The sequence below is a fragment of the Spirulina subsalsa FACHB-351 genome, from assembly GCF_026130165.1.
In the GTDB taxonomy this organism is placed as follows: Bacteria; Cyanobacteriota; Cyanobacteriia; order Cyanobacteriales; family Spirulinaceae; genus Spirulina_A; species Spirulina_A subsalsa_A.
The window spans coordinates 1-12976 of record NZ_JAIHOM010000129.1 but is presented as its reverse complement, the minus strand read 5'-3'; the positions used below and the strand labels follow the sequence as shown (position 1 = coordinate 12976).

Below are 12976 nucleotides of genomic sequence, written 5' to 3'. Positions count from 1 at the left end.
GAGCAGGGGAGCGGGGGAGCAGGGGAGCAGGGGAGCGGGGGAGCAGGGGAGAGGGCGCGTCAGCCTTGGGGAGATCAAAACAGCGTCTTGGGCAACAGAGGCAAAAACAACGTCACATAGTAATAAATTAAGGGTGCGGTGAACACATAACTGTCTGTACGGTCTAGAATGCCTCCATGACCGGGGATGAGTTGACCCGAGTCCTTCACTCCCGCATCTCGTTTCATCATAGACTCTGTAAGATCCCCCAATAAACTCACCACCCCAATTAATAACCCCAACAAAATCCCGCTAATTTGCCAAGCGTTCCATTGCATATACCAAGCCCCCCATCCCCCCACTAAAGCACTGGCGAGGATGCCAAAAGCCGCCCCTTCTACGGTTTTTTTCGGGCTAATCTCTGAGAGACGGGTTTTCCCGAAAAACTTGCCCATGAGATAGGCCCCAATATCGGCCGCCCAAATGCAGGCAAAGGCAATCAGGGTAATTTTGAGGGCGGGGGAAAAATGGTTAATATTCCACCAAGCTGTTTCCCATTGGGGGAGGGTATCTAACCCAATATTAATCTGAGGGAGGGCGTTGGGATTAGTCGCAATGAGAATGGGGGGATGACTTTCTAAGCCCACCCGTAAGCGAATCCAATAGCTGGGCAACCAACCGCCATAAAATAGCCCCAAAATAGAGGTGGAAATATCGGCAATAGAGGCCAATTTAGGCTGAAAGAGCAGATAAAAACAGATGAAGGTACCACCAATGGGGAAAAAGGCATCGGTGAGGGTGGGGTTAAAGGTGGCGGTAATCAGCAGCAATTGAGAGATCACCAGGGTAGTTTTTCCGGCTGGGTTAATGCCCTTAGCCCGCACGAGGCGGAAGTATTCGAGTTCCCCTAATAGGACAATGACCATAAACCCGGCGGCAAAGTACCAACTCCCGGCTAGGAGCATTCCTAAAGCAAGGGCGATCGCAACAATGGCGCTAATAATCCGTGACCAAGGCATATCAAAAGCGTTTCCACCATTTGGGGGAAGAATAAGAGGAGGTTAAAGAAATCTTATCAAACCTTAAGGGGTCTTGTGGATCTTTAGGGGCTATAATTTCTCACCGCTTAAGATAAAAATGGGGTGAACTGAGGCGAAGGTTTGATGATTGCCCCGAGTTTCTAAACGATTAATCACGGGCTGAACCACTTCTATATTACGCGCTTGGAGTTCCGCAAAGCCTTCAGAGATGGCGTAGAGGGTTTCTAAATTTGAAGCCGTGGCAATTAAACGGCCTTCCGGTTCTAAACAGTCCCAAACAAATTCTAGAATGGCTTTGATGGGTCGTCCTCCTTCTAAACAAACACGCTGGGGGCGAGGTTGGACTTTTTCTAGACAGTCGGGGGCGTTCCCTTCAATCACCTGCACATTTTTCACCCCGAAGCGATCGCAATTCCGCCGAATTAAATTGGCCACATCACTATCCCGCTCCACCGCAACAATGGTATTTTTAGGACAGAGCAACCCAATTTCAATGGGAATTGTGCCAGTCCCGGCTCCAATATCCCAGACCACGGAATGAGCCTCTAAACGCAGGTAAGAAAGCATCAACAGACGCACTTCTCGTTTACTTAAAGGAATACCGGGGAGTTGCTCAAATAAATCATCAGGGATGCCGGGGGTTCTATAGGGCCAAAGCATGGTCATGGGAGTTAAAAGGTTTAATTTTCTAGGGTAGCGCGATAAATCGGCTGTCTCAACCTAGAGGTGTTTTGCCGCCTCGTTAGTTTTCCTGATCCCCTAGGTGATATTTGTCCGTGGATTTCTGGGTAATCTTTTTTAATGGGGTCAGTCGGTTTCTCTCGTCAGATTCGTTTTAACATAGTAAATCTAGGGGAAATACACAAGTCATGGTTAAGGCGGGGTCATGATGAACCTAAATTCATGCTGACCTCCCAAACTCCCGGCTTGAACTAACAGGAGTTCATTGATCACACATTTTTAGACCTCAATACATCGGAGTGCATTGCCCCTGTGGTTTTGTAAAATTCGCCGCAATGACTTCAACTTTCCTCCCGGAAAACAGTCAACGGCTTAGACAGAATTAATAGCGCGCCTTTTTATATTCAGTTGGGAGAAGTTCTCATGACCACCATTCTGATTGTTGATGATAGTCAAACGCAACGACATATTTTATCGGATTTATTAGGGCAACATAAGTTTACAATTTGGACGGCCGCCAATGGTCTGGAAGCCATTAAACAAATTCGTCAACAATCCCCAGATTTAATTGTGCTGGATCTGATTATGCCCCAACTGAATGGTTATGAGTTGTGTCGTCTACTCAAAACCAACCCCTCCACCCGTGACATCCCTATTATTATCTGTTCGGCCAAGGGAACCAATGTAGATCGCTACTGGGGACTCAAACAAGGGGCAGATGCCTATATTGCTAAACCGTTCCATGCTCATGAGTTGGTGGAAACCATTCAACAACTATTAGCTGAGAGTAGTTCAATGGGATTGTTAGGGGGGTAGAGGAGTCAGTTGGAGAATTGTCCCCCCTGAGAGAATATTCTAGGCGACCGGGCGATTGCCTTGTAAAATAGAGGACAGTAAGAGTTAAACCCTCTGGGGTTAAGTCCGCGCTGATCGAGTTCACCCCCTCGGAAATCACGCAATTCATAAACTGTCTGCTGGTTTCCTCCTGAGTTCTAAGGCTCACTTTATCTTGAGACTATAGAACCTTTAGAGGAGATTGTTATGGAAGTTTTGTTTTACCCCGTCCTGGTTGAATCGACCCCTGTTCAAGTGGTGACAACGGCTGAATCTCAACCGAATCCTGATCCAAGTCATGCTGAAACACGCGAATTTCTTTGGTACTGGGAAACCTTGATGCGGGTGGCTTGAAGACCTCCCTTCCCCTTCATCCATGAGTGAATCTACTGTTCCCGATCCTACCAGCGAAAATAATCAACGCTCCCTGAGTACGTTATTACGAGCGATCGCCTTTTCTCAAGAACAGTTCACCCTCATCCTCCTCCGTTGTAACTATCAAAGCTTACGACAAGAAATGTGGGAACAGTTACAGGGGATGATTTCCGAAGCGAATCCCCTCTACTTGTACCCCATTGATCTCCCCTCTCGCGTCAGTACGCTCTTTACCACACTCTACGAGGTCTATGAGCGAGAATTTAGCGGGTTTTCCCCCGAACTTTTGCCCGGCGCTTTAAGTGTCTTTGACCTCGACGGGGTGGCCGAGTTGGAAAGTGTCTTAGAAGTCACCAACCAGATGCGGGATGAGTTTCGCAAGTCCCTCCCCCTGCCCATTTTGCTCTGGGTGACTGATGAAGTGCTGCAAAAACTCACCCGTTTAGCCCCAGATTTCAAAAGTTGGGCGGCCACCTCCTTAAAATTTGAGTTAGCGCCGAGGGATGCCATTGTTTTGTGGTGGCAAACCACAGACTGCCTCTTTCAACAACTCCTAGAGGCCGGAGTCGAGCATTTTGTCCCCAATGAAGCCGTCGATTTAGCCCCCGGTTGTCGCACTCGTCAGGAGTTAGAATTTGCCAAAGGCAACGTCGAAACCAGCCAAAGCCAACTCAATCCAGTCAGTGAAGCCACTTGGTCATTTATTCTCGGTCGAGATGCCTACACCAATCAACAAATTGACCAGGCTATTGAGCATTTTCAAGAGAGTTTAAGGTTTTGGAGTCAAGGGAAAGGCTACTGGAAAAGTGAACAACTTCCAGAAACCCGGTCAGAGAGTCGTTTTCCGGTGAACCCCTTTTTAAATCATAAAGGGTTGGTTTTATTTCATCTGGGGCTGTGTTACTGTCGGCAAGCGCAACAACAACCTGTGAACAGTCACACCTGCTGGTTAGAGGCCAAATATTGTTTTACGGCCGCTTTGGAGATTTTCCGCATCAAACAGCGTGACCTGCAAGACCCCCTCTATACCCCTCTGGTCAATCAAATGACCGTCCAAGTGGGGCGAGTCCTGCAAAAATTAGGGGATTGGCACGCGCTCCAACGCTTAAGCTTAGATGCTCTCAAACAAACAACAGCACTGAATGATCCCGGTCATAGTGCCAGGGTGTACGGATTTTTAACCCAAGTGGCTCTAGCTTCACCGGGGGCGAAAGTGGGGGAACGAGCCGAACAGTTAGCCCGACAGGCGATCGCACTCCAACAACAAGCCCCTAATCCCCAAGCCACCGCCCACTACTTACTCCTGCTGGCCCAGGCCCAAATCCAACAGGGTCAAGTAGACTTAGCCCAAACCTCCTTAGAACAGAGTAAAGAAACCCTGATTCATCACTGGTCTGAGGGGAATCAATACGGACTGGAGAGTAAAGAAAAAGAGCGATTGTACTTAACGATTTTGGAACAGTTGCGATCGCTCTACTTCCAGAAAAAACAATATCAAAAAGCCTTCACCCTCAAACAAGAAAAGCACTTTGTTGAACAATACAGTGGACTGCGGGCCTTTCATGGGGTCCCCACCTCCCATAGTGACCGTTGGGTAGCCTCCTGGTCAGACCTCGTGAATCAACGTTCCCAGCACCTGATCACCGCCTCCGGTCGTCAAACCATGATTAACGACCTCCTCGAACGGATGAGCCGTCATGATCATAAACTCACCATCCTGCACGGTTTCTCCGGAGTCGGGAAAAGTACCCTCCTCCGAGGCGGCCTCATTCCCCAACTGCGAGGGCAAATCATCTCCGCCCGGGAAGTCATGCCCGTCTTACAAAGCCGTTATCAGGACTGGGAAGCAGAATTAACCCTCGCCTATCAAGACGCCCACAAAACCTTTCAAGACACCGCCCTAGAAGCCAACCGTCAGGCCATTCCCCCCTGGCAACCCGAACAGCGCTTAAATGACTTGTTTGAACACCTGCGGCAAAACGCCCAAGGGCAAATCCTCACCGTCCTGATGTTTGACCAATTTGAGGAATTCTTTTTTCTCACAGACCACCTAAGCCAACGACAGAAATTCTATGAATTTTTGCGCGATGCCCTACAATTGCCCTTCGTCAAAATCATCCTCTCCCTGCGGGAAGATTACCTACACTACCTGCTCAACATCGAACGGTCCGTAGACCTCGAAGCCATCAACAACAACCTCCTCGACCGTCAAATTCGCTATCAACTCGGCGACCTCAGCCCAGAATACGCCCATCAAGTCATCTACCAACTCACCGAAACCGCCCAGTTTCACCTTGAACCTCGCTTAATAGAAGCCTTTGTCACCGATTTAGCCCAACCCCGGGGTACCGTGCGCCCCATTGAACTCCATCTCGTCGGGGCGCAACTCCAAGCCGAAAAGATCACCACCTTCGAGCAGTATCAGAACCTTGGCAAACATCCCAAAGCCACCCTTGTCACCCGTTCCCTCTTAACCATCATTGACGACTGCGGCATTGAAAACCGTCAGGTTGTCTGGCAAATCCTCTTTACCCTCACCGCCAGCAACGGCACCCGCACCCTGAAAACCAAAAGCGAACTAAGCCAATACCTGAAAGAACATCAAGCCGTCCCCGCCCCCTCGGGTCCCTTAAATTCTTGGTGGCCTTGGAAACAAACTCCCTTTTGTCCCCTCCCTTCCGACACTCAAGACTCCCTAGATTTAATCCTAGAAATTCTGGTTGGTTCCCGCTTAGTGGTGCGCTTCCCCGAAGACCCCGAAGACCGCTATCAATTAGTGCATGATTACCTTGTGCAGCCCATTCGGGAGCAATACAGCCAGGTGCAAGTCGAAGCCATCGAAGCCCAATTTGCCCAAAAACAGCAAGCCCTCGTCAAGGTCGAACAACAACGGCTCAAAGCCATTGTCGGCGGCGGGGTGATGGGGTTTTTAGCCCTCGCGGCTGGATATTGGGCTTGGCAAGCCAATTTAGGGCAACGTCTCGCCCAAAATGCCTCCCTCAATGCCGAACTCTTAGCCTTGAGTACCTCTTCTGAAGCCTTGTTTATTTCCGAACAGCGTTTTGATGCTCTCCTCGAAGCTCTGCGCGCTGCCAAAGCCTTACAGGAGGATGTCATCCAACGCCATCGCCCCCCCCAGTGGCCGTTCCCCAGCTTCCCAAGGGGGGATGAGCCACGCGGACGACTTGTTTCTCCCCCTTCCCACGGAGGATTAGGAGAAATAGGATTCCCTCCAATCCCCCCCTTCCCAAGGGGGGCTAGGGGGGATAGTCTCCTCCCCCCCTTCCCAAGGGGGGCTAGGGGGGATAGTCTCCCAAGGGACGATGAGCCACGCGGACGACTTGTTTCTCCCCCTTCCCACGGGCGATTAGGGGAAATAGGATTCCCTCCAATCCCCCCCTTCCCAAGGGGGGCTAGGGGGGATAGTCTCCTCCCCCCCTTCCGAAGGGGGGCTAGGGGGGATAGTCCCTTGATGGGTCAGCTAGGGGGGAGTATTGCCCTCGGCCAGATTGCCCCAGAATGGCTGAAATCTTTCCCCTTACTGTCCCGAGCCGAAATTCCCCCGGCTACGCAATTTAAGGTCATTTCTGCCCTAGAACAGGCCGTTTATGGCGTACAGGAAAAAAACCGCTTTTCCGGTCATGAGGATGTGGCTTGGTCAGTGCAGTTTATCGCCCAAGATCAAATCATTGCTAGTACCAGCCGGGATGGTTTGATTAAATTATGGCGACCTGATGGGCAGTTATTAACCAGTTTGCGGGGTCATGAGCAAAGTGTAACCAGTGTGGACTGGAGTCAAACCCCCCAAGATGCGCTACTAGCCTCTAGTAGTGAGGATGGCACGGTTAAACTCTGGTCTATGACTCTGAACAGGGAACAGGGAACAGGGAACAGGGAACAGGGGGAGCGTCAACTGTCTTGTTTACAGCCCCAAGGCTGTCATTTTTCCCCCCCGCGTACTATTGCCACTCAACAGGGAATTGTTTATCGGGTGAGTTTTACACCCGATGGACAACGGTTGATTACGGGGGGGGAAGATGGCACGGTGAAGTTATGGACGAGACAGGGGGAATTTCAAGGGATTCTCGCCCGTCATCAGGAGTCTGTGCGTTGGGTGGCGGTTCATCCTCAAGGAAATCTCCTCGCTTCGGCTAGTCGGGATGGGGTGATTCAGTTGGTCAGCTTGACGGGGGAGGTGGTGCAGACTTTAAGGGGTCATGAGGGAGCGGTGAGTTATGTGGCGTTTAGTCCCGATGGTCAGGTTTTAGCGAGTGCGGGGGATGATAAGACGATTCGCCTCTGGGATGTGGCGACGGGGGAGTTGCAACAGACGCTCACGGAACATCAGGATTGGGTGTTTACAGTCAATTTTAGCCCCGATGGCCAGCGTTTGGTGAGTGGGAGTAAGGATGACCGGATTCTGGTCTGGAATCGTCGGGGAGAGGTCTTACAGACGCTGTTAGGTCATCGGGATGGGGTGACGAGTGTGGGGTTTAGTCGGGATGGGCAACGGTTGGTTTCGGCTAGTTACGATAAGAGTGTTCGGGTTTGGGATTTGGCGGAACGGCCGCGGGTGGCTCTGGTGGGGCATCAGGGGGCGGTGGATGATGTGGTGTTTTCCCCGGATGGCCAGCGATTGGTGACGGGGGGGCGAGATAATTTGGTGAAACTCTGGACGCGAGAGGGGGAGTTTCTGGGGGATTTACAGGGCCATGAGGGGTTTGTGGAAGGGGTGAGTTTTTCGCCGGATGGGGAGTTAATTGCGACGGCTAGCCGCGATCGCACGGTGAAAATCTGGACAAAAAATGGTGAGCTGCTACACACTTTTACGGGTCATGGGGATTGGGTGACGGATGTGCAGTGGCACCCCCATTTCCCCTTATTGGCGACGGCTGGCCGCGATCGCACGGTGAAACTCTGGACTCCTCAAGGCACGGTCTTACAAACCTTGGCGGGGTACAATGCCCGGGTGAATCGTGTTGCTTTTAGTCCCGATGGTCGCTTTTTGGCGGCGGGTAGTGATGACAGTACCATCCAACTCTGGCAGATTGACCCCCATAGTTATAAGGCCTCTACATCATTATCAAATTTGGAAGGCCATCGTAGTTGGGTGATGGATGTGCAGTTTTTCCCCCGGGGCAGTCAAGGGAGTGAAGAAAACCCCTTGTTTGCTTCGGCCAGTTATGACAATACGATTAAGTTCTGGACGGCACAAGGACAGGTGATTAAAACCTTAATTGGCCATACAGATAGTATTAATTATTTACGGTTTGACCCCACGGGGGAGATTATGGCGACTAGCACTTGGGACAATCGTATACAGGTTTGGCAAACCAATGATACGCTCTTAAAGACTTGGCAAGCCCACGGGGGGAGGGTCACGGCTATGGCTTGGAGCCCGGATGGTTTAATTTTAGTGACGGCAGGGGCAGATAGTACAGTTTACCTCTGGAGTTTGGATTTACAAGTCTTGCTGGAGCAAGGTTGTTTGTGGTTACGGGACTATTTACGCCATAATCCCAATGTGCGGGAAGGCGATCGCCATTTATGCTCCTAATCTAGTTCGGTTCCTAGTTGCGCTTGGGCCCCCAACGAGGTTCGTAGTTGCGCTTCAGCGCCCCCAATCAGGTTCGTAGTTGCGCTTGGGCCCCCAATCAGGTTCGTAGTTGCGCTTGGGCCCCCAATCAGGTTCGTAGTTGCGCTTCAGCGCCCAATCAGGAGCAATCATCAATTATCAATTCCCTTGTCGATTACAAATTATAGTTCCCATGAAAAAAAAGCTCATTGAAGTCGCCCTTCCCCTCGAAGCCATCAACATGGAATCAGCGCGGGAGAAGTCCATCCGTCATGGTCACCCCTCCACCCTCCATTTATGGTGGGCGCGGCGACCTTTAGCGGCCTGTCGGGCGGTGCTGTGGGCTTCCCTGGTGGATGATCCCTCCAGTTGGCCGGATCGGTTTCCCACGGAGGAAGAGCAAACAAGGGAACGACAACGGCTCTTTGATATTTTGGGGCGGATTGAGATAGAGACGGACAAGAAGGGAAAACAAAAGCCAGTGGTGCGGGGGCTGGTGTCTTGGAATGAAGTCAATGACCCCCATTCGGGAGTAGTAGAGGCGGCACAGCGAGAAATTGCCCGGTGTTTGGCTTGGGAGAGGGGAGAGGAACCGCCAACGAAACCGGAGGCGGTGCGGGAGTATATTGCCCAGTATGCACCCCCAGCCTATGATCCCTTTGCGGGAGGGGGTTCGATTCCTTTGGAGGCGCAACGACTGGGACTAGAAGCCCATGCTAGTGATTTAAACCCGGTGGCGGTGTTAATTAACAAAGCGTTGATTGAGATTCCGCCCAAGTTTAAGGATCAAGCGCCGATTAATGGGGCAGATCGGAAGCGGAGTAAGCTGGAATCGTGGAAGGGGGCCCAGGGACTGGCGGCCGATGTGCGGTTTTATGGGCAGTGGATGCGAGAGCAGGCTTTTGAACGCATTGGGCATTTATATCCCCAGGTACAAATTAACCCCGAAGGCACCAAGGACAGGCAGGAAGCGACAGTAATTGCTTGGTTGTGGGCGCGGACGGTGCAATGTCCGAATCCGGCTTGTGGTTGTGCGATGCCCTTGGTGCGTTCGTTTCAGCTTTCGACGAAGAAGGGGAAAGAGGCTTGGGTAGAGCCGATGGTTGAGGAAATGAACCACAAAGGCGGGAAGGACACAAGGATCCGGTTTGTGGCGAAGTCGGGGCAGGGGAAGGCACCAGATCCGCCTAAAACAGGGCGAGGTGCAACGTTTAGCTGTTTGGCTTGTGGACAACCTACGGATGGTAAGCACATTAAAGCTGAGGGAATGGCAGGGCGCATGGATGCTCAGTTAATGGCGATTGTGGCTGAAGGGAAAAAGGGCAGAATCTATCTTTCACCCACACAGGAACATGAAGAAATTGCTAGAAGTGCGAAACCGACTTGGTATCCTGATGGTCAAATTGGCGATGATCGCCGCTCTATGTTCACACCGTTGTATGGTTTAACTCACTTTCATCATCTCTTCACGCCGCGTCAATTGGTTGCCCTCACCACCTTCAGCGATTTGGTGGGGGAAGCACGGGAAAAAGCTATTGCGGATGCTGTGGCGGCGGGTTTGCCTGATGATGATGTACCGTTGGCTGAGGGCGGGACGGGAGCGAGGGCTTATGGGGATGCGATTAGTGTTTATTTGGCGTTTGGAATTGACAGGTTAGCAGACAGAAATTCAGCTATTTGTTCATGGGATATTAGTAGAGACAGCACTAGGAATACTTTTGGCAGACAAGCTATTCCAATGGTTTGGGATTTTGTAGAAGCGAACCCGATGAGCGATTCCACTGGGAACTTTAATGGTGCAATTGAGTGGATTGTGAAAGTTCTTGAAGTTGCATTTCCTAATTCCCAATCAACCGTACATCAACACGACGCAACAACCCCTCACCCCAACGACACCACCCCTAAACTTATCTCCACCGATCCCCCCTATTGTCTTGCCCCTGACACCCTCATTCAAACCACAAAGGGCTATGTCTCCATCCAAGATATTCAAATTGGCGATCAAGTCCTAACCCACAAAGGACAATTTTCAACAGTCATCAACACCTCTAAACGTTGGTACGAGGGGCAAATTTATCACCTCACCATTGCAGGGATTAACCATCCCCTCATCATCACTGGAGAACATCCAATCTATGGCATTCAAACCAATCCCTGCGGCTATCAATTTAGCTATTGCCATCCAGACTGTTCTTACATCAAAAGTCAAGGCCGTTGCCGCCATCAAGCCTTTGCAGATTATCATCTGGATTGGATACCGACCGCAGAGGTTAAGCCTTACGATTTAATCTTTCTACCAACCCTAACAACTGAACAGTTTCAGTCATCCATTGTGCTGCAAGATTGGTTGCCACAAGGTGACTATCTTGAACACGATGGTTTGTTACACTACCAAAAAGCAACGCCTAAATCTCTCAATCGCAGAGAAAAACAAACCACGACTCTTTGCCTCGATCGTCAATACACAATTCCGTCTCACCTGAAAATCACCCCTGCTCTTTGTCGTCTAATCGGATTCTTCATTGCAGAAGGTTATGCCAGACTAGAATCTGATGGCGGCACCATTCAATTTACCCTCCACTGGGAAGAGCAAAACCTGAAAGAAGACATCATTCAATTGATGCAAATCTGCTTTCATCTCAGTCCGGGTAAAACCACTGATAATCGAAAAAATAATAACAATTCTTTTCGTCTCAACTTCTACTCAAAACCCATCGCTACCCTATTTCGCACTTGGTTTTATACAGAAGATAATCACAAATGTTTACCGAAATGGATCTTGGAACTTCCTACTGAGTTTCTAGAAGAACTCATCAAAGGCTATTGGTGGGGCGATGGCTATCGTGCCAATAATGGCTATAAAGCAGTCACAGTTTCGCCTGCACTAGCAGGACAAATTCAACTCATTTTGCAAAAATTGGGTATTCGCTCCTGCCTCCATACCCGCACAGTTAAAACCACGATTGTCAATGGCAACCCTGTCATTGCTCGTTATCCCCAACACAATATCACCGTCAATGGACAATCCTTACTGAAACTTGCAGAGCATATTGGTGAACCCAAGCATGAACCTCTATCACTAAAACGGTTTAGTCAGCATGGATATTGGTGGAATAGTGGCTATCTTGTTCCGATTCGCAAAATAGAGAAGAAACCCTATACCGGATATGTCTACAATTTTGAGACTCTAGATCATTCCTATACCACAGCAACAGGCTGTGTGCATAACTGTGACAATATTGGTTATGCCGATCTCTCTGACTTTTTCTATGTTTGGTTGCGTCGCTCCTTAGGAAAAATCTACCCCAATATTTGCAGCACACTTCTCGTTCCCAAAACCCAAGAACTGGTTTCCACTCCCTATCGTTTTGAAGGCAGCAAGAAAAAAGCCAAAGATTTTTTTGAAGAGGGAATTAAGCAAGCCTTCTCGCGTATGAAAGCAGTTACCTATGACTCCTATCCTGTCACTATCTTCTACGCATTCAAACAACAGGAAGAAGAAGGAAAAAAAGGCGAAGAAGTTATTTCCTCTACAGGTTGGGAAACCATGCTGGAAGGCTTGATTCAATCAGGACTAACTATCAATGGCACCTGGCCCATGCGGAGCGAACTGAGTAACCGTATGGTGGCATCTGGCACCAACGCCCTCGCCTCCTCCATCGTCCTCGTCTGCCGCCCCCGCCCCACCAACGCACCCCAAGTCACCCGCCGCCAATTCCTCACCGAACTTAAACGCGACCTTCCCCAAGCCCTCAAAACCCTCCAACAAGGCAACATCGCCCCCGTAGACCTCGCCCAAGCCAGTATTGGCCCCGGCATGGCCATCTACTCCCAATATGCCGCCATCCTAGGAAACGACGGCACCCCCCTGCCTGTGCGCACCGCCCTCCAACTGATCAACCAATTCCTCGACGAATACCTAACCGAACAAGAAGGGGAATTTGACAGCGACACCCGTTGGACTCTCATCTGGTTTGAACAACATCAATTTGACCCCGGGCAATATGGGGACGCTGAAACCCTGTCCAAAGCCAAAAACACCAGCATCCAAGGCCTAGTAGATGCCGGAGTCCTCGAAGCCAAAGGGGGCAAGGTGCGCCTCCTGAAACGTAGCGAACTAAACCCCGACTGGACTCCCAACAGCAACGACCGCCTCCCTGACTGGAAAATTGCCCAGTACCTAATCCACGCACTGGATCAAAAAGGTGAAACCGGAGCCGCCGAACTCTTGGCTAAACTAGAAGGACTGCCCGAACTACGAGGCAGAAGCGAAATTGCCCGCGACCTCGCCTACCGACTTTATAGCCTCTGTGACAGAAAAGGCTGGACTCAAGAGAGCATAGCCTACAACAGCCTAGTCATCTCCTGGCCGGAAATCTGTCGGTTAGCCTCACAAATCCAACCCCCAGACTTCATCCAACCTGACCTTTTCTAACCCCTTGGGGAGCGGGGGAGCGGGGGAGCAGGGGAGCAGGGGAGCAGGGGAGCAGGG

The 12976-nt window shown here is 50.6% G+C and carries 6 protein-coding genes; 4 read left to right on the top strand and 2 right to left on the bottom strand.

Going from position 1 to position 12976, the window contains the following annotated elements; all coding sequences use genetic code 11:
- Nucleotides 1-74: 74 nt before the first annotated feature.
- Both K4A83_RS19100 and cbiT read right to left on the bottom strand, forming a co-directional pair.
- Complete coding sequence (locus K4A83_RS19100; RefSeq protein WP_265266270.1) at nucleotides 75-998, bottom strand: phosphatidate cytidylyltransferase; 924 nt, start codon at nucleotides 996-998, stop codon at nucleotides 75-77.
- A gap of 90 nt (nucleotides 999-1088) precedes the next feature.
- Nucleotides 1089-1679 carry a precorrin-6Y C5,15-methyltransferase subunit CbiT gene (gene cbiT / locus K4A83_RS19095; protein ID WP_407810151.1) on the bottom strand — a complete coding sequence of 197 codons (591 nt, stop codon included), beginning with the start codon at nucleotides 1677-1679 and terminating at the stop codon, nucleotides 1089-1091.
- Nucleotides 1680-2123: 444 nt separating this feature from the next.
- On the opposite strand from cbiT, the gene K4A83_RS19090 reads away from it, so the two are divergent.
- From K4A83_RS19090 to K4A83_RS19075, 4 genes are all read left to right on the top strand, one after another.
- Nucleotides 2124-2516 (top strand): response regulator, encoded by a 393-nt coding sequence (locus K4A83_RS19090; protein ID WP_265266268.1) that lies wholly within the window; start codon nucleotides 2124-2126, stop codon nucleotides 2514-2516.
- 225 nt (nucleotides 2517-2741) lie between these two features.
- The gene (locus tag K4A83_RS19085; RefSeq protein ID WP_265266267.1) at nucleotides 2742-2888 is read left to right on the top strand and encodes a hypothetical protein; all 147 of its coding nucleotides are present in this window, start codon (nucleotides 2742-2744) and stop codon (nucleotides 2886-2888) included.
- Nucleotides 2889-2910: 22 nt separating this feature from the next.
- Nucleotides 2911-8466: a WD40 domain-containing protein gene (locus K4A83_RS19080; RefSeq protein ID WP_265266266.1), complete on the top strand. Its 5556-nt coding sequence runs from the start codon at nucleotides 2911-2913 to the stop codon at nucleotides 8464-8466.
- Between the two features lie 211 nt (nucleotides 8467-8677).
- Nucleotides 8678-12919, top strand: a complete 4242-nt coding sequence (locus tag K4A83_RS19075) for a DUF1156 domain-containing protein (protein WP_265266265.1) — start codon at nucleotides 8678-8680, stop codon at nucleotides 12917-12919.
- The last annotated feature ends 57 nt before the right edge of the window (nucleotides 12920-12976 follow it).